This window comes from Bacillus sp. FSL W7-1354 (genome assembly GCF_038002405.1).
Taxonomy (GTDB): Bacteria; Bacillota; Bacilli; order Bacillales; family Bacillaceae; genus Bacillus; species Bacillus paralicheniformis.
This window is the reverse complement of record NZ_JBBOCL010000001.1, coordinates 2,297,000-2,313,855: the sequence shown is the minus strand read 5'-3', so window position 1 is coordinate 2,313,855 and position 16,856 is coordinate 2,297,000. Positions and strand designations below refer to the sequence as shown.

Here is a 16,856-nt window from a genome sequence, read left to right as displayed (position 1 = left end):
AACGATGTCTGAGAGCCGCAAGAAATCAGTCGTCATGTTGCTGATTGATTCATTAATGGATGAACCGCTTCAAGAAGCCGTGAAAACCGGACAGGCTCCTGGTCTGCGATATTTTCTGGAAAACGGGCGCTATGTCCCTGATATGATCAGCCCTTTTCCGACGATGTCCGTCAATGTTGACAGCACATTGCTTACAGGGGCGAGCAGCAACCGCCATAAAGTTCCGGGTCTTGTATGGTACAACGCGAAGGAAAAACGGATCATCAATTATGGCAGCCATATTCGAGAGCTTCTGAAATTAGGCATCAAACAATCCTCCAGAGACGTCTTTTACAATTTGAATCAGGTTCATTTAAGCCAACAGGTGAAGACGCTTCACGAAGAGCTTGATGAAAAAGGAATTGAAACGTGCTCGATCAATGCACTTTTGCACAGGGGGAGCCGGGACGGCTATTTACAGGTTCCTTTTCTTTTTTCAATGATTTCCGGGTTAAACCAATCAGTCAAAATCAACACGTCCCAGCTGTTCTCGTACGGCGGTTTTTCCAAAGTGAATCCGGCAAACCGCTCGCTTTTCAAAAAATTCGGCTTTAATGACCGGTTTTCTGCGAATGAATTGGTTCATCTGATCAAAACAAACAAAGTGCCGCCTCTTACACTCGTCTATTTTCCCGATCTCGACCAGCACGTACATAAACACGGGAGAAACGACGCAGCAGGGGTCGCGAAAGCAGACCGGCATGTCCAAAAGATTTTAGACAGCTTTCCGTCATGGGAAGCCGCTTTAAAAGATCACATTTGGATAGTGATGGGGGATAACGGACAGGCCTGGATCAGCGGCAATAAAAAAGAAGCATTGATTGATTTGAGAAGTCTTCTAGACGCCTTTCGCATTGTGAAATTAAAGAAAGGCGTGGCGGACGATGACGACATCGTTCTTGCCGTTAACGAAAGAATGGCGTTCATCTATTCGCTCGATAAAGCGAAGCTTCCGCTCGCGAGGATCGCGGATATTCTGCAACAGGACGAGAGGATCGACATCATCGGCTGGAAAAATGAAACGGATTCAATTCAGGTCGTTTCGGGGGAGCAGCACGGGAAGCTCACATTTCGGCCGGGAGGCAAATACACGGATGAATTTGGACAAACGTGGACGCTGGAAGGGGATGTAAACATTCTCGATTTGACGGTCGAGCAAAGCAGCATGACATACGGAAAGTTTCCCGATGCGCTGGCCAGACTGTACACTTCATTTTTTTCGCATGAAGGCGACTTTTTAATCGCCAATGCAAAGCCTGGATACGAATTTATCGGCGAAGGGTCGCCGACGCACGTCGGAGGAGCCAGCCACGGTGCATTGCACAAGCAGGACTCCCTCGTATCCATGATCATCACCGGAACCGATACAAAGCCGGCATACAATCGCCTTGTCGACGTGAAAGAATGGATTCTCGATTTAGTCAAATCACTGGGAACGGGGCAATGACTAACCCCCTCTCCCAGTGATTATGACGGCTGTCTGATGCCTTTGACAAATGCTGCAAGCGCCGAAGCGATCATCACGAATAGTGAGACTGTTTTTATGATCGCCTGTAAGAGTGCATGTTCTACGACGATATTGGAGTGCACACATAAAGCCAAAATAAATATGGCAATCAATAATCCGTATTTTTCTCTCATAACCGTTTCTCCTTTCGGGCCGTCATCCTCCAAAGAACAGGTCGAGAATGTTTCCGGCGGTTGAAGATTGTTTGTTGTACAGTTCCGAATACCCGCAGTTTTTGCAATAAACGACGAGAAAACGGTTATGCTGCACATCGAACAATTTTGACAGGCCGGTGCCGGTCGTCGCGATTTCTTTTTGCCCCGCATCTGTACTTCCGCACTTGATACATCCTTTATGTTCACGCATAGCGCTTCTCCTTTCATGATGTAAAATCCAACCAACTTCATTATAATGGAATGTTCTTCAAAAGAAAATATTTCTCAGGAAATGGCCGGTCGGAAAAGAGGGGAAAAAGACTGATCCTTTTTACTTATAAAAATCTCTAGAAGACCGGTTATTTTATTTTTTCGTCGAAAAAAACAATCCTTTTAACCTATTCATTCGCCTAGGACCATCCTGTAAGATAAACCTATTACAATATAATCCACTACAGGAAAATAGTTTTTATTGACTAGGATAAATGAAAGGGGCAGCTGCTTTGAGCGAAGGTTTTTGGGATTCAGTAGGCAACTTTTTGCACATATCCTACACGGAAAATGAACGAAAACGCGACGAGTATAAAAATTTATACGACTTTTTATCTGATAAAGAAAGCGATGTTAAGACGAAATTAGCAGAAGTTGATGCAAGTTTGAAAGCATACAACAGCAATCTCCCGGACTTGAAAATCCCTTCCCACGAATTTGAGGATACACGCCATGAAAAGGATGCCAAGCTGAAGGAATTGGTCAAGCATTTTAAAGATATGGTCGATGACATTCAAAGCGCCAAGTCGAAGGCGAAAAGCAAGTGGGAGTATTATAAAGCAAAAGCTGAAGCTGAAGAGAAAAAGGCGTAGAGGAGGAACAGCCGAGTCATGGACGGATATGGATACTACAACTATCAAGCGGCCAATCCGAAAGTAAGCGGAGAGACTGTGAAAATTTCACATAATGGAACAATAAAAGCGCATTCCCATGCGAAAGCGATCGAAAAACATGTTGGCGACTCGCTGAAAAAAGCAAAGGAATTGAAAGCGTATGTTGAAAGCGGAAAATGGAGCGGAAAAACCCGCGACGCATTTTTAAGCTACCTTGAGCTGATTATCGAATTGAATGCCGATATGAAAGACGCCTTGAAAGAACATACGGCTGCATTAGATGCACTGCAAATGCACATCGACGATTTTTCAAAGCTCAGTGAAGTGCAGGAAATCAAAAACTTATAACAGGGAAGGAGAATGACATGCAGGTGAAAGCAGATACGCTGTCGGCGGCAGAACTTTATGTTTTAGCAGGAGCAGCCGGAGTTACCTACATATTCGGTCTTCCGGAACGCGAACAGCTGGCCTTGGCTGAGACGGATTGTGCAGTAAAAGCAAAAGAGAGCCTGATTGAAAAAGGCATCCTTTTAAAGGAAGGCAAGCTGACCAAGACCGCTTTTTTTCTGATTAAGCTGCTGAAGCAATATCAAGAAAGCGAAGAATTCGTGCGCTTTAATAACGTCATGTGCGCATTTTTGCCGGACGATGAGGAGCGCGTTGTCGCTCTGACTGAAAGAAGCCAGGGCAAAGGCTACACATTAGATTATTTGGAAAAGCGCGAAGTTTATTTATCGCTTATTTCCAACGTGTCATTTTTAGTAAGAGAGCCGCGTGATCAAGACCGCGCTTTTTTGACAAAACCGATGAGCGCCGCTGAAAAAGCCGAAGTCAGGGCAATGGAACTTGATCAAAAAGAAGTTCTTGCTGTGGAAACGTTCAAGCTTGCCTCGCAGCAAAAACCGGCAGACACCGGTTTCCAGACGACAACACTTTACTTTACAAAAGGCGAAGATTTCATCTCGGTTGATCCTTTAAATGATCGATATGAATGGATCAGCCTTTATATTATGAACAACCGGATCTATGACGCACTGCACATCAATTTCAGAGCAGGGAGGGCGATGCTATGAATGCAGAAGGCGGAGCAGGAGGCGGCGGTACAAACATCCATCTCGAGTTTGAAGAAATGATCACCATTTCCAATAAGCTGAAAAGCATCTGCGATATTTATACAGAAGGGGTTCAGAAAGAAATCAAAAACCTTTCAGAATCCGATTTTTATAAAGCCGGACAGGCATCAAAAGCGATTGAAAGCTACGCGGATATTCTCGGGAAGACGATGGAGCTGTTTGATAATTACTGTATAGCTTCCCACATTGTCAGTTATGCGATGGAGAAAATGTATGAAACAGATAAAGAGCTTCAAAAACTCTACAAGATTCAGAAATAGAAATGAGGCGATCATCTAAATGGATGTGAAATACGTACCGGAAGAATGGCAGGGCATGAAAGACGGGCTCGATGCGCTGACGGGCGGACCATATGGCGGCGGTATGAAAGCCGGCCTTATCAAACTCAACGATCTCTTGGAAGATATCGAATCCAAAATCAAAGACAAGGACAGCGACAGGTCGATCAGCTTTACCCACACAAGCAAAAAAAGCAAGATCGAGGAACTGTTTAAGGATTATCAAAAGCTGGCTGACTTTTGCCTGAAAGCCGGCAGTTTGGTGGAAGATCACATTGACAGCCCTTTTTATAAAAAAATAGACGCGTTCGCCGAAAAAATGCGCGGACTGACGATACATAATTACACGACCGCGAACCGGATCGGCTCCAAGGAAACCACTTACGTCGGATACGGCATGTCCAAACAAGCGGTCGAAACCGACAAAGCGAAAGTGAGCGTAAATGATATCTTCAAAGACTCGGAATCGTTTGATCACGTACTGAGCAAAGAATTTGAAGAATTCCAGATCAACCACCCCGACATCGAATTATCGTATGAAGAATACATGAAAGCGATTGCCTCTTCCCGCGGATTTGAATACGAATCAATCGGAGATGTCCAAAAGAATCAGGAATTGTGGCGGGATCTTCTGGCCGGTGCAGGCATCATCGTGCTCACCATCTTTTGTGCACCGGCAGGTCTCACGGTGGCCGTCGCCTACGGAGGAGCCAATATTTCGAGCGCCGCAACCGGAAAAGACTGGATGACACAACGGGAGTTAAACACAGACGAAAGGGTTGAAAGAGGCGTGTTCGGCGCCCTTGACATCATCCCGGGGGCAGCCGCGGCAAAAGGTACATTTAAAAGCGCAGCCACAATCGGCCAAATTTCAAGCAAAACAGAACATATGGTACAATCTTTTAAAGACAGCAAAAACATCTGGGCGAACCGCATGAAGGTGAATGGGCTGAAAGCTCAAGACCGACTCAACGACGCAGGCTTCGCCATCAAAAAACAATTCGCCAAAAGCGCCGACGCTTTGAGCGATATTGCCCGCGGTGCAGAAGCAGGAGCCGGCGGCACCCTCGTCCGAAAAGGGTCCAATTACTCCGCCCACGTCAACGACGCCCATAAAGCGTCGAAAGCGAAGATGCAGGATTCGATTCAGCGGGTTGAGAAGGAGATTGAGGCTGGGACCGGAAAAGCCGTTAAAGAAATAAGTAAAGCAGATAAGGCAAAACTGGAAGGCTGGTCTTATCCTCCAAGTGAAGAGAAATATTTAAAATACAAAGAAGTTTACGATAATCCCAAATACTATAATCAAGAGACTGGAGACATCAATTGGCCGCCAAATAACGGATTTGATGGTGAACCTGTGAAAATGAAATTGCAGAAAGGCATGCTGATTGACAGATTTGGAGGACCAGGAGGGAGCTTCTTTTCTCCAGAAGGAATTCCTTATGAACAAAGAGCTCTGGCGTTACATAGTGACGAGGTAGATTACTATGTTTACGAGGTAATAAGGCCTTTGGAAGTAGATGGAGGGAAAATAGCTCCATGGTTTGACAGGCCAGGTGGCGGAACTCAATATATTAAATACCACGAAAATGGAGAAGCATATTCTATAAATGAATTAATAGATGAAGGTTATATAAGAGAAGTTTCAGTTAGAAAAGGTGGTTTGAAAAATGAATGATTTGCTAAAAGAAAAGCTTGGTGAGAATTATGCAGTTATAAGTAAATTTAAAGATAATAAAATAAGGGTTCATCAAAAAGCTAAAGATCATATTTATCAAGAAACATTTGTTGAACTTCAAGAAAACACGGAAAACAATATATATTATTTAATATTAAATCAAAGAGGGAATGAATTTATTAAAGAGCAATTTGATAATAAAGAAGAGGGAATTTGTGCACTCGGTATTTATGCGGTTTCAATTTTAGGTGATCGTATTCGAGATATTGAAACACAAGATAAAATATTAGAGTTAGAAGATAATGAAATAAAATCTTTAAATAACTTATTAGATTTGAAAATTGGTGAGAATTTTTTTTCAATTTTTAAAGAAAAAAAGATTTCTGTTAACTTAGAACAAACAAAAAATGGATTATATAATATTTTTTATATGACTCCTGACTTCAAAAAAGTTTATTTAATTAAAGATAGAGAAGCTCCAAGTGCATTTCTTGTATTGTATAACTTTTCCTTGAAATTAAAAGAAGTTATCTCTCTTTTAAATCTATGGAAAAACGATTTCAATATAAATATGCAGTTTGAAGAGAAGATAAGAAGATTGATTTTAGGAAAATAATATTTGATGTATAATTATTTTTAAATGAATATGATTTAAAACTAAAACGCATGGAAATCGATCTCCATGCGTTTTCAAGATGAATCAACAAAGCGGGTGTGCCAAATGAAAAGAAGAATAATATCGTTTCAGTGGAACGATGATAACCATATCTCACAATTTAAAAAAAGACTGTACTCCACTATCCTTGGCCGGGTTATCGGTGATGCGCTGGGCGTCCCTGTGGAATTTAAAGCTAGAAACTTAAATATCACTGGAATGATAGGGTACGGGACTTATAATCAACCGCCTGGGACATGGTCAGATGATACATCACTCACTTTGTGTTTAATGGAGAATCTGATCGAAGAAAAAGATGAGACCGAATTGATGAAAAAGTTTGCTGCGTATCGGGAAGGGTACTGGACTCCATACGGCAGCATGTTTGATATTGGCAGAGCGACTGATGATGCAATCGAGCGCTTCAAAAGGGGCGTTCCAATTGAACAATGCGGCGGAGCGTCTGAGTTTGATAATGGAAACGGAGCATTGATGAGAATATCTCCGTTGGCTTTTATGCTATGGAACGAATCAAATTTTTCAAAAAGACAAGCTGAGATCGAAAGGTGGGCATTTATTACACATCGTCATCCCCGATCTACGCTGGGATGTATTATTTATATAGAATTCTTAATAAACTTGTTTGATCATTCTCCTAAAGAGGCGTATAAACAAGCAGTCCATTCTTGTGTGGAGAATTTGAGAGGAACCGAGTATGAAAATGAGTTTTCTTCGTATAAGAGGATACTTAATGATGACATTGCGAGTGTTAAAAGAGAAGACATCATGTCAGACGGCTATGTTGTGCACTCTTTAGAAGCGGCATTGTGGTGTTTCCTCAATTCAGACCGTTATTCTGATGCTGTATTGGAAGCAGTGAACCTGGGGGAAGACACAGATACAATTGCCTTTATTACAGGTACAATGGCTGGAATGTATGATCAAATGGAAAGCATCCCGGAAGAATGGATCACTGCCTTGCCTAGGATAGATGACATTCTGGATTTGTCTGAAAGGTTTACTCAGTTCTGTTTTGAAAAATCAAAGCAATAGCGCTTGTCTAGGTGAAAAAGAAAATGCCGGCTGACAGAGCATTTTCTTTTTTACATCAAAAACCACTTGCTTTTCTCCAAAAATCCATCTATAATAAATCATGTCTTAAATATACGGGGCATTAGCTCAGCTGGGAGAGCGCTACACTGGCAGTGTAGAGGTCAGCGGTTCGAGCCCGCTATGCTCCATCTTTAAAACCCTTGATCATTCAAGGGTTTTTTTGTTGCCTTTTTTACGCGATCCATTTTTGCGGGGTGATGGCCTATCTGTCTGTACGGTATTTGACGACTGGCCATTTTTCTTTTCGCAGAGCGTTCATCAGCTCCGGTCCTACATGCAAATGCTCTTCAATCAGCTCTCTTGGAGTCAGCGCCATCCACTGATTTAATGAAATGTCTGCAAAGCGGCTGCTTTTGAATATTTCTAAAAACCACAGGCTTTCGCTGCCTGTATTTTGAATGTAATGTCCCATGGCAAACGGGACATATCCGACATCCCCCGCCCGGTAATTAAAGGTGCGGGCAGTCCCGTTTGCCGCAAATACTGTCATTCGCCCGGTTCCTGTGATATAGTACTGCCATTCATCGTTGTTCGGGTGCCAATGCATTTCCCTCATTCCGCCGGGCTTGACTTCGACGAGCGCGGCGGCGATCGTTGTCGAAATTGGAAAGTTTGAAGAATCAACAATTCGCACCGTTCCGCCGGGTGTTACGATAGGTTTTTGTGCAAACAGCCTGTAAGCGAAGCTTTTTGGTACGGTTCCATACGGGTCGGGCACTTTTTGGTTTTCGAGCGGTCCCGGCACTTTTGCTTGGAAGATGTATCGCTGTTTGTCGGGGATGCGGGCGAAGGCGCTTTCGTGTACACCGAAATTCGCGGCCAGAATATCTTTCGGTGTGTGTGCGAACCAATCTGTAATCGTGAAGGTATCGAACTCGGAGAAGTTCCCGTCGTCAAAAACGAGGAGAAATTCGCAGCCATCCTCAAGCCCTTGAATCGAGTGCGGTATTCCGGCGGGAAAGAACCACAAATCCCCGGGGCCGACATCGGCGATAAAGTTTCGGCCGTCCTGATCGACGGCGGTAATGCGCGCATGGCCCAAAATCATGTAAGCCCATTCCGATTGCTTATGCCAATGCAGCTCGCGCACCCCGCCTGGCGTCAGTCGCATGTTGACGCCGGCAATCGTCGTTGATACCGGCAGTTCCCGGACAGTTATTTCGCGCGACCAGCCGCCATGATTTAACTGCATATGTGTGTCTGAAAAAGAAAACTTTAAATTGGGGATTGCTCCGGCATCTGTTTTTGGAGGAACGAACATGTCGGGATTCTCTAAATCCCGCATCACGTCGCGGGGCCCAAAATCGGTCGCGCCCGCACCATCGTGTCTTATTGGATGAGGCACGCGATTGTACCAAGCTGGAGTCCCGGCTGTTCTTTTCATGTAAAAAGCTCCCTTCACAGGTCGTGTATACCGAAATTTATGACAGGGACGCTTAAAATATATCAAATCGAAAAAAATCGGAGCCTTATTAAGACGCTTTTAAAAAAACTAGATGGACAGATTTGCATTTCCTTTGGCAGCAGAAGAAAACCTTCGATTTAAAGTCTGCACGGCACGGGCTCCTGCTGTTTGCCTTCCACCGCTAACGATTACTGACTGAATGATTTCGCCCGAAGCTGAATAAGAATGAGATAGAAAGCATCCGGGCAATTTTCGAACGGCTACATGAATGAATACTATGTGACAAGAAAGAAGGGAGCGTTGATGAAAAAGCTTTGCCGGGAAGTCTGGGTAGAGGTAAACCTTGATGCGATTAAAAAAAATTTGCGCGCATTTCGGCGGCATATACCGAAGAGGAGCAAGATTATGGCTGTCGTAAAAGCGAACGCTTATGGTCACGGCTCGGTGGAAGTGGCACGCCATGCACTGGAAAACGGCGCGAGTGAGCTCGCCGTTGCCTCGGTGGAGGAAGCGGTCGTTTTGCGAAAAGCGGGGATTGACGCACCGATCCTTGTGCTCGGTTTCACCCCGCTTAGCTGTGTGAAAGAAGCGGCAGCTTGGAATATATCGTTATCAGCATTTCAAGTTGACTGGATTAAAGAAGCGAACGAGATATTGGAAACAGAAGCAACCCCTGACCGGCTGTCTGTTCATATCAATGTGGATACCGGCATGGGGCGTTTAGGTGTACGCACAAAAGAAAGGCTTTTAGCAATTGTGGAAGCGCTGGCGGCAAGTGAAAACCTCAGATGGGAAGGGATTTTCACGCATTTTTCCACAGCTGACGAACCGGATACTGAGCTAACCATGATTCAACACGAAAAGTTTATCAGCTTTCTCCGCTTTCTGAAAGAACAAGGCTTTAAGCTGCCTACGGTGCATATGAACAACACGGCCGCGGCGATCGCTTTTCCGGAATTCAGCGCTGATATGATTCGCTTAGGTATCGGAATGTATGGATTATATCCTTCCGATTACATCAGGCAGCTCAATCTCGTTAAGCTTGTGCCTGCACTAAGCTTGAAGGCGCGCATCGCTTATGTGAAAACCATGTTGACAGAACCGCGGACCGTTAGTTATGGGGCTACATATGTTGCGGAGCGCGGGGAAGTGATTGCCACGATTCCGGTCGGCTATGCTGACGGTTATTCCCGTGAACTTTCCAATCGCGGATTTATTCTACACCGCGGAAGACGGGTGCCGGTGGCGGGAAGAGTAACAATGGACATGATAATGGTCAGTCTGGGAGAGAGCGAAGGTAAACAAGGAGAGGAAGTCGTGATTTACGGCCGGCAAAAGGGAGCTGAAATTTCCGTTGATGAAGTTGCGGAAATGCTTGATACGATCAATTATGAAGTGGTATCTACAATAAGCTGGCGCGTCCCCCGTTTTTATATAAGGGACGGCAAGATTTTTAAAAAGTCGACCCCGCTGTTATACGTGTAGTTTTCCCATACTCACAGGCTGTTTTCTCGATCATTGATAAAATAGGAAAAGTGCAAATTCTTGACAAAAAAATTTATTTATGCTATAATTTACTAATTGAATATTGGTGTGTATAATAGGATTCTCCTGGCCGGGAGAATCCTATTTTTTTTGCGTTTGATGAAGGAGTGTACGACATGAAAAAAGATGAATCGAGTGTAACGTCTCTTATTTCGGCTTTTGGCAGAGCTTATCACAGCCAATATGATGAACCCAAAATTTTTGATGACAATCTAGCCAAAACGCTCATTTCCCAACAAGAATTTTCTGATATTAAAAACAGTTTCATTCAAGGTATACAGTTCTTCAACAAAGATATAGCGGAAAAATACGAGGGAGACGATGAAGAAATATTAAAATGGGTCACACAAATTCAGCTCTCTCCGACGCCGCTCGCGCGTGCCGCATATTGCGAAAGCGTGCTGCACCATGAGATTCGATTTGGAGCAGAACAATACGTGATTCTTGGGGCAGGGCTGGATACTTTTTGTTTTCGGAACCTAGAGTTAAAAGGCAAAATTGATATCTTTGAAATTGACCATCCGGCGACACAAAAATGGAAAAAGGAAAGGCTGGACAAAGCAGGTTTTCACATCCCGGCCCACCTTCATTTTATTCCTTTGGACTTTGCCAAGGCATTTTCTTATCAAGAATTGGCTGATAAGGGTTTTCATTTTAACAAAAAAACGTTCTTTAGCTTTTTGGGCGTTTCCTACTACTTAACAAAGGAAGAAACCGAAAAATTGCTGAGACAATTAATGGCTGATCTTCCTTCAGGAAGTTCGATCGTTTTTGATTATGCGGATGAAAACCTGTTCAAAGAAAAAGGTTTCTCCAACAGGGTGGAAAATATGGTGAAAATGGCAGCGGCAGGCGGAGAACCGATGAAGTCATGCTATTCGTATCAGGAAATCCAGCATATGCTGGAGCAATCCGGACTGCTCGTTTATGAGCATTTGTCACCGTCGGATATTCAAGAGCGTTATTTTAAAAATCGAAAAGATGATCTGTCAGCCTTTGAAACGATTCACTACATTCATGCCGTGAAAAATTAAACACGAATCAAGAAAAACGCCCGGGGCCGGGCGTTTTTCCTATTTTAAGCCGCGCGATCGCCTTTCTGTTTTTCTTGGGGGAGTACAAGCTGTTTAGGAGGGCATTTGCGCTGCGTCAATTCGGACACAGCGAAGATCGTCATAAATGCTGTAACCGCAGCCAGCGTCCGGAAAGGAAAGAGGACTGTGCCGTCTTCAATCATCGGATACGGCAGAAGCGGCGGGATGCCGAATGCGGGTTCACCGCCGCCCAGCCTCAGAATGACCGCAACTGCAAATCCGGAAATTGACCCGTACAGGTTTGCTCTTTTATAAAAGAGGGCCATTGTTAACTGGGGAAAAAGAATGCAATAAACTAAATCCGATGCCAAATACCATAAAGTATAAACGCTTTTGACATTCAGCGCGATGATTGCTGCTCCCGCGCCGAACAAAATGATTGAGCGTTTGACGACTTTTTGCAGCTGTTTTTGGGTGGCCTTCGGCTTGATCAGCGGACGGTAAATATTCCATGCGGCCATTGATGATGCCGATAGAATCGATGAGTCCATGCTTGACATAACGGCAGCTGCAATTGCACCCAAACCGATGCCAGCGATAATTCCCGGCGTTAAATACGCAAGCGTTTGCGGCAAAATCATCGCCGGGTTATCCGGAGCGCTCGCTCCGAACAGGCTCCAATCCGCACTGTTTCCGGCAGCTCCGATGATCACGCACGGAATGGCGGCAATGATACAGATCACTCCGGCAATAATCGACTGCCACATGGCGGCGTTTTCCGATTTTGCCGAAAGAACGCGCTGAAAGTACACCTGCCATGCGATACCACCGAAAATTAAGAGGAGCGCATTATCCCACCAGTTCCAAAACAGGTTTCCCCATTCAGGATTTTTCCAGCCGTCCAACGGCGGAAACAGATTGGCGCTGCTTCCGAAATCGTGCCTGTAATTTGCCCATACGATATCGAATGAACCGACATTTGACAACACAAATGGGACGACTAAAAACAGCCCAAGCAAAATGATGATCATTTGGAAGACATCTGTGAAAGCGACTGCCCACATGCCTCCGGCCACCGTATAAGCGATGGCGATCATCGCCGAAAGAATAATCGACGTTTGGAAATCGATATTCAGAATCATTCCGAAAGTCGTGCCCAATGCCGTTAAGATCGCGGCGCTCCAAAACAATTCTCCTAACAGCGCCGGTATATATAAAACACCGGCCATCCGCTTACCGAAGCGCTGTTCGAGAGGATCGATAATGGTCATAAATCGATGACGGCGCATTTTTCTGGCGAAGAAAATACCGCCGATAATCAGGCTCAATGCGTAGCCCCAAGGTGCCTGTGCCCAGATGAGGCCGTCGCTGTAAGCCGATTCGGCCGTTCCGTTAATATATCCGCCGCCGACCCATGTTGCGGCCATCGTCACCATTCCGACGAAAAACGGCATGCTCCTTTTTGCCACGATCATATCAGAAAAAGAATTTGATTTCTTTGCTGCGTAAAAAGCGCCTAAATAATAGGTGAAAGCAAAGAATATCATCATGGAGATAAAGCCGCCCCAATGAATGTCTGCATTCGAAATGCCGATATACGCGAGTAAGCCTCCCGCAAACAATACAAAAATACCTAATTTGATCCAGTTTTTTTTCTTCTCAGCATAATTCATGTATGCACATCGCCTCCAGTAATAATTTTTCGAATTTTCTTGAAATTAAAATGTGAAAAAAGGTTTTGCGCCACTCTGGGAAGTATGCAAACTTGCTGACTTCAGAGCGGATAAAACCTTTTTATTCCTTGTTATCAATCGGTATAAACTCAAAAATCTCTCCGGATTGGACAGATTTCGCGAGTCTCAGCAGCCAGTCATAATACGGTTTTGACTGTTCCAACTGGTCATAAAGAGTTCTCGCTTCTTCTTTTATACTTTCGTCAAGCCCATCGCTTTCGACGATGTCCTCCAATGCTTTTTGAGCGTCTTGAATGGCCATGAGATTCACTTTGACTTCCCTTTCCCATTTTTGCGGGAAAAAGCTTGTGAAAAATTTGAAGAAATCCTTTTCAGCAACAAAGCTGTGTTTTCTTCTTCCTCTATGGAATGTCTTTTTGACGACGTTTAAGTCTTGGAGTTTTTTTACGCTTGTGCTCATGCTGGGCTTGCTCATTTGCAGTTCTTCCCGCATTTCGTCCAGTGTCATTTCATCCGAAAGGTACATGGTTCCGTACAAAATACCCGCACTCCGGGTAATGCCGTACAGATCCATCGTTTCTGCGATTGAATCAATGACAAGATCTTTTGCCTGTGCGATCGCTTCTTTTGCTGAAAGATCACGGGGATTGTCCATTACTTGCCTCCTTTCACAGGAGCGGAACATCAGCATTGCAGATTCAATGCCCCGGAAAAACGGGGATTAATCTGAAATCCGCGTTAAGTTTGTTAAGTTATTTCTGTATGTTCTTTATCTTAACGAAAGAAATTCAAATGTCAAAATCAAAATTTTTTTTCAAATGGCCTCAGCCCGTGTGAGTACTGCGTTCCTATAAAATTCAAAAAAAATAATCAGCCTGATTTCCTTTGACACAAAAAATGGCACATGATAAATTCAAAGTGTTCAAAACGTTAAATTTTTATTTAACAAACTTTGCGTAATGAGGAGGCTGCTTTTATGAGTCAAACACTTTTCATTGACGGAAAGTGGGTGGGCGCCAAAAAAGGCGAAACCCGCCAAATTATCAACCCTTACAATCAAGAGCATATTGAAACCGTCAGTGAAGGAGACAGAGAAGACGCTGTTCGGGCGATTGCCGCAGCGCGCCGCGCATTTGATGACGGCGAGTGGGCGAATACGCCGGGTCTTGAACGAGGCAACATTGTATTAAAGATCGCCGAATTGATCAGACGCGACCACGAAGAGCTGGCAGAACTTGAATCGCTTGATACCGGCAAGACGCTTGAAGAAAGCAGAGCCGATATGGATGATATTGCAAACGTATTTCAATATTATGCTGGGCTTGCGGATAAAGATGGCGGAGAAGTCATTTCTTCACCGATTCCCGATTCTAAAAGCGAAATTGTCAGGGAGCCGGTCGGTGTCTGCGGGCAGATCACACCATGGAACTATCCGCTTCTGCAGGCTAGCTGGAAAATCGCTCCGGCTTTGGCAGCGGGCAACACGATCGTTGTCAAACCAAGTGAAATCACACCGCTGACAACCATTAAGATCTTCAAGCTGATGGAAGAAGCCGGTGTGCCTAAAGGGGTTGCCAACCTTGTTCTCGGCCCCGGAGCCACTGTCGGCGATGAACTTGCCAGAAATACAGACGTCGACTTAATTTCCTTCACCGGCGGAATTGAAACCGGAAAGAAAATCATGCAGGCTGCAAGTACGAATGTGAAAAAAATTGCGCTTGAGCTTGGCGGGAAAAATCCGAATATTGTGTTTAAAGACGCAGATTTTGACGTAGCGGTTGACCAGGCGCTGAATGCGGTATTCTTCCACGCAGGACAGGTTTGCTCCGCGGGTGCTCGTCTTCTCGTTGAAAAATCCATTCATGACGAGTTTGTCGCAGAGCTTGTCAAACGTGCGAAAAAAATCAAGCTCGGCAACGGATTCCACGAGGAGACACAGAGCGGTCCGCTCATTTCAGCTGAACACCGCAGCAAAGTTGAAAAATATGTGGAAATCGGCCTGCAAGAAGGCGCCAAGCTGGAAACAGGCGGAAAGCGTCCGGAGGACCCTGAACTTGCAAATGGATTCTTCTATCTGCCGACGATCTTCTCGGGCTGTACATCAGATATGAGAATCGTTCAGGAAGAAGTATTCGGTCCTGTATTAACAGTTGAATCATTCAAAACAGAAGAAGAAGTGGTCTCACTTGCAAATGATACGATTTACGGCTTAGCCGGCGCCGTTTGGTCAAAAGACATCGAAAAAGCGGAACGCGTCGCTTCCAAACTGCGCATGGGAACCGTCTGGATCAATGATTTCCACCCGTATTTCGCACAAGCGCCTTGGGGAGGTTACAAGCAGTCAGGCATCGGCCGCGAGCTTGGCCGCATGGGCCTTGAAGAATACACGGAAGTGAAGCACGTCTACCGCAATACGAAACCGGCGGCTGTCAATTGGTTTAAAGCATAAGAAGGAGGAAATGATTCATGACTTTAAATATGAAAGTAGAAGCGATGAACAAATTCCACACGTTTGAAATCCCGACCGTCATTAAGCACGGAATCGGAGCCGTTAAACATGTGGGCGAAGAAGTGAAAAAACTTGGCGTTTCAAAAGCGCTGCTTGTCACAGACCCCGGCATCTACAAAGCAGGTGTAACAAACCCGGTCGTTGAATCCCTTCAGGAAGCAGGCGTTGAAGTTGTCGTCTTTAATAAAGTCGAGCCGAATCCGCCTGTCCGTCTTGTCGCTGAAGGTTCCAAACTGTATGCTGAAGAAAACTGCGACGGCCTTGTAGCAGTCGGCGGCGGAAGCTCAATGGATACGGCGAAAGCGATCGGAGTCGAAGCCACTCATGAAGGCTCGGTTCTTGACTATGAAGCGGCAGAAGGAAAGAAGCCTCTTGAAAACCGGATTCCTCCGCTTACAACGATCCCGACGACTGCCGGAACCGGCTCAGAAGTTACACAATGGGCGGTTATCACAGATGAAGAGCGTGAATTTAAATTCAATACGGGCGGCCCGCTGATTGCTGCTCACTTGACAGTTATCGATCCTGAATTGCATGTATCAATGCCTCCGCACGTCACAGCGATGACCGGCGTTGACGCTTTGGCTCACGCCATCGAGTGCTATACGATGAAATTTGCTCAGCCGATAACTGACGCGGTGGCCCTTCTTGCCATCGAATACGGCGCACATTACATCCGCAGAGCGTTTGCCGATGGGGAAGATCTTGAAGCGAGATACGGCATGGCGCAGGCGGCTATGCTTGCAGGCCTTTCTTACGGAAGCGAATCTGCAGGCGCTGCTCACGCGATGAGCCAGACGCTCGGAGGAATCATTCCTGTCGCGCACGGCCAATGTGTGGCGGCGATGATGGGTCCTGTAATGGAATACAACTGGAAAGGCTACCCTGAAAAATTTGCCCGCATTGCAAAAGCGTTCGGCATTGACACAAGCGGCATGTCTACAGTGGAAGCGGCTAAAGCTGCAGTGAACTGGATGTATCAGCTTGTGGAAGACTTGGAGATTCCTAGTCTTGAAGAGCAAGGCGTATCACCTGACATGATCGACCGCCTTTCAAAAGAAGCGATGAAAGATCCGCAAACGGTCGGAAACCCGAGAGACCTGAACGAAAAAGCGTACAATTGGATTTACAAACGCTGCTTTAATCTAACCCCGAAAACTGTATAAAGAAATGCATGAAGCCCGCTGTGTGAACGCACAGCGGGCTTTCTCAATTTGAGAAAAAAAG

17 protein-coding genes and 1 tRNA gene are annotated in these 16,856 nt (G+C 45.1%); 13 read left to right on the top strand and 5 right to left on the bottom strand.

The genetic code is table 11. From position 1 onward, the window contains the following. Positions 1 to 4: 4 nt before the first annotated feature. On the top strand, positions 5 to 1,486 hold the full coding sequence (locus tag MKZ04_RS11810; RefSeq protein WP_105979959.1) for an alkaline phosphatase family protein: 1,482 nt from the start codon (positions 5 to 7) through the stop codon (positions 1,484 to 1,486). A gap of 20 nt (positions 1,487 to 1,506) precedes the next feature. On the opposite strand, the gene MKZ04_RS11805 is transcribed toward MKZ04_RS11810, so the two are convergent. Continuing rightward, a complete protein-coding gene (locus tag MKZ04_RS11805; RefSeq protein ID WP_020452736.1) occupies positions 1,507 to 1,680 on the bottom strand; it encodes a hypothetical protein in 174 nt (57 codons plus the stop codon). Positions 1,681 to 1,702: 22 nt separating this feature from the next. Further along, positions 1,703 to 1,912: a zinc ribbon domain-containing protein gene (locus MKZ04_RS11800; RefSeq protein WP_003184724.1), complete on the bottom strand. Its 210-nt coding sequence runs from the start codon at positions 1,910 to 1,912 to the stop codon at positions 1,703 to 1,705. 292 nt (positions 1,913 to 2,204) lie between these two features. On the opposite strand from MKZ04_RS11800, the gene MKZ04_RS11795 reads away from it, so the two are divergent. The 8 genes from MKZ04_RS11795 (at position 2,205) to MKZ04_RS11760 (ending at position 7,570) form a co-directional block, all read left to right on the top strand. Further along, complete coding sequence (locus MKZ04_RS11795) at positions 2,205 to 2,564, top strand: hypothetical protein (protein ID WP_023856112.1); 360 nt, start codon at positions 2,205 to 2,207, stop codon at positions 2,562 to 2,564. Between the two features lie 18 nt (positions 2,565 to 2,582). After that, on the top strand, positions 2,583 to 2,933 hold the full coding sequence (locus tag MKZ04_RS11790; protein ID WP_039072947.1) for a WXG100 family type VII secretion target: 351 nt from the start codon (positions 2,583 to 2,585) through the stop codon (positions 2,931 to 2,933). A gap of 17 nt (positions 2,934 to 2,950) precedes the next feature. Further along, entirely contained in the window at positions 2,951 to 3,658 is a 708-nt protein-coding gene (locus tag MKZ04_RS11785) for a DUF5081 family protein (protein WP_035337547.1), read from the top strand. Then, positions 3,655 to 3,978 carry a hypothetical protein gene (locus MKZ04_RS11780; protein WP_003184717.1) on the top strand — a complete coding sequence of 108 codons (324 nt, stop codon included), beginning with the start codon at positions 3,655 to 3,657 and terminating at the stop codon, positions 3,976 to 3,978. Before MKZ04_RS11785 ends, MKZ04_RS11780 begins: the two co-directional genes overlap by 4 nt. Before the next feature lie 19 nt (positions 3,979 to 3,997). Next, the gene (locus tag MKZ04_RS11775; RefSeq protein WP_146874799.1) at positions 3,998 to 5,674 is read left to right on the top strand and encodes a glycohydrolase toxin TNT-related protein; all 1,677 of its coding nucleotides are present in this window, start codon (positions 3,998 to 4,000) and stop codon (positions 5,672 to 5,674) included. Then, the gene (locus MKZ04_RS11770) at positions 5,667 to 6,290 is read left to right on the top strand and encodes a hypothetical protein (protein ID WP_341045952.1); all 624 of its coding nucleotides are present in this window, start codon (positions 5,667 to 5,669) and stop codon (positions 6,288 to 6,290) included. The genes MKZ04_RS11775 and MKZ04_RS11770 overlap by 8 nt, the downstream gene beginning before the upstream one ends. A 105-nt stretch (positions 6,291 to 6,395) precedes the next feature. Further along, complete coding sequence (locus MKZ04_RS11765) at positions 6,396 to 7,382, top strand: ADP-ribosylglycohydrolase family protein (protein WP_341045951.1); 987 nt, start codon at positions 6,396 to 6,398, stop codon at positions 7,380 to 7,382. A gap of 115 nt (positions 7,383 to 7,497) precedes the next feature. After that, positions 7,498 to 7,570 (top strand) — tRNA-Ala (locus MKZ04_RS11760). A gap of 74 nt (positions 7,571 to 7,644) precedes the next feature. Here the strand turns inward: MKZ04_RS11760 and MKZ04_RS11755 are convergent. Next, on the bottom strand, positions 7,645 to 8,826 hold the full coding sequence (locus tag MKZ04_RS11755) for an oxalate decarboxylase family bicupin (protein WP_328067043.1): 1,182 nt from the start codon (positions 8,824 to 8,826) through the stop codon (positions 7,645 to 7,647). Positions 8,827 to 9,150: 324 nt separating this feature from the next. Here MKZ04_RS11755 and alr point away from each other — a divergent pair, with 324 nt between their 5' ends. Both alr and MKZ04_RS11745 read left to right on the top strand, forming a co-directional pair. Then, complete coding sequence (gene alr, locus MKZ04_RS11750) at positions 9,151 to 10,332, top strand: alanine racemase (protein ID WP_020452719.1); 1,182 nt, start codon at positions 9,151 to 9,153, stop codon at positions 10,330 to 10,332. 176 nt (positions 10,333 to 10,508) lie between these two features. Beyond that, on the top strand, positions 10,509 to 11,426 hold the full coding sequence (locus MKZ04_RS11745) for a class I SAM-dependent methyltransferase (RefSeq protein ID WP_023856015.1): 918 nt from the start codon (positions 10,509 to 10,511) through the stop codon (positions 11,424 to 11,426). Positions 11,427 to 11,470: 44 nt separating this feature from the next. Here MKZ04_RS11745 and MKZ04_RS11740 read toward each other — a convergent pair whose 3' ends face one another. Then, complete coding sequence (locus tag MKZ04_RS11740) at positions 11,471 to 13,099, bottom strand: sodium:solute symporter family protein (protein WP_195536932.1); 1,629 nt, start codon at positions 13,097 to 13,099, stop codon at positions 11,471 to 11,473. A 121-nt stretch (positions 13,100 to 13,220) separates the two neighbouring features. Next, the gene (gene cudC, locus MKZ04_RS11735; protein ID WP_023856013.1) at positions 13,221 to 13,775 is read right to left on the bottom strand and encodes a choline uptake/conversion transcriptional regulator CudC; all 555 of its coding nucleotides are present in this window, start codon (positions 13,773 to 13,775) and stop codon (positions 13,221 to 13,223) included. A 321-nt stretch (positions 13,776 to 14,096) separates the two neighbouring features. Here cudC and betB point away from each other — a divergent pair, with 321 nt between their 5' ends. Together betB and MKZ04_RS11725 are read left to right on the top strand one after the other, a co-directional pair. Further along, positions 14,097 to 15,569 (top strand): betaine-aldehyde dehydrogenase, encoded by a 1,473-nt coding sequence (gene betB, locus MKZ04_RS11730; RefSeq protein WP_020452715.1) that lies wholly within the window; start codon positions 14,097 to 14,099, stop codon positions 15,567 to 15,569. A gap of 17 nt (positions 15,570 to 15,586) precedes the next feature. After that, entirely contained in the window at positions 15,587 to 16,795 is a 1,209-nt protein-coding gene (locus MKZ04_RS11725; protein WP_020452714.1) for an iron-containing alcohol dehydrogenase, read from the top strand. The last annotated feature ends 61 nt before the right edge of the window (positions 16,796 to 16,856 follow it).

What these genes read in the sequence shown, in the direction of transcription:
- MKZ04_RS11810 (WP_105979959.1), top strand. Translation starts at nt 5, where the DNA reads ATGTCTGAGAGCCGCAAGAAATCAGTCGTCATGTTGCTGATTGATTCA.
- MKZ04_RS11805 (WP_020452736.1), bottom strand. Translation starts at nt 1,680, where the DNA reads ATGAGAGAAAAATACGGATTATTGATTGCCATATTTATTTTGGCTTTA.
- MKZ04_RS11800 (WP_003184724.1), bottom strand. Translation starts at nt 1,912, where the DNA reads ATGCGTGAACATAAAGGATGTATCAAGTGCGGAAGTACAGATGCGGGG.
- MKZ04_RS11790 (WP_039072947.1), top strand. Translation starts at nt 2,583, where the DNA reads ATGGACGGATATGGATACTACAACTATCAAGCGGCCAATCCGAAAGTA.
- MKZ04_RS11785 (WP_035337547.1), top strand. Translation starts at nt 2,951, where the DNA reads ATGCAGGTGAAAGCAGATACGCTGTCGGCGGCAGAACTTTATGTTTTA.
- MKZ04_RS11780 (WP_003184717.1), top strand. Translation starts at nt 3,655, where the DNA reads ATGAATGCAGAAGGCGGAGCAGGAGGCGGCGGTACAAACATCCATCTC.
- MKZ04_RS11775 (WP_146874799.1), top strand. Translation starts at nt 3,998, where the DNA reads ATGGATGTGAAATACGTACCGGAAGAATGGCAGGGCATGAAAGACGGG.
- MKZ04_RS11770 (WP_341045952.1), top strand. Translation starts at nt 5,667, where the DNA reads ATGAATGATTTGCTAAAAGAAAAGCTTGGTGAGAATTATGCAGTTATA.
- MKZ04_RS11765 (WP_341045951.1), top strand. Translation starts at nt 6,396, where the DNA reads ATGAAAAGAAGAATAATATCGTTTCAGTGGAACGATGATAACCATATC.
- MKZ04_RS11755 (WP_328067043.1), bottom strand. Translation starts at nt 8,826, where the DNA reads ATGAAAAGAACAGCCGGGACTCCAGCTTGGTACAATCGCGTGCCTCAT.
- alr (WP_020452719.1), top strand. Translation starts at nt 9,151, where the DNA reads ATGAAAAAGCTTTGCCGGGAAGTCTGGGTAGAGGTAAACCTTGATGCG.
- MKZ04_RS11745 (WP_023856015.1), top strand. Translation starts at nt 10,509, where the DNA reads ATGAAAAAAGATGAATCGAGTGTAACGTCTCTTATTTCGGCTTTTGGC.
- MKZ04_RS11740 (WP_195536932.1), bottom strand. Translation starts at nt 13,099, where the DNA reads ATGAATTATGCTGAGAAGAAAAAAAACTGGATCAAATTAGGTATTTTT.
- cudC (WP_023856013.1), bottom strand. Translation starts at nt 13,775, where the DNA reads ATGGACAATCCCCGTGATCTTTCAGCAAAAGAAGCGATCGCACAGGCA.
- betB (WP_020452715.1), top strand. Translation starts at nt 14,097, where the DNA reads ATGAGTCAAACACTTTTCATTGACGGAAAGTGGGTGGGCGCCAAAAAA.
- MKZ04_RS11725 (WP_020452714.1), top strand. Translation starts at nt 15,587, where the DNA reads ATGACTTTAAATATGAAAGTAGAAGCGATGAACAAATTCCACACGTTT.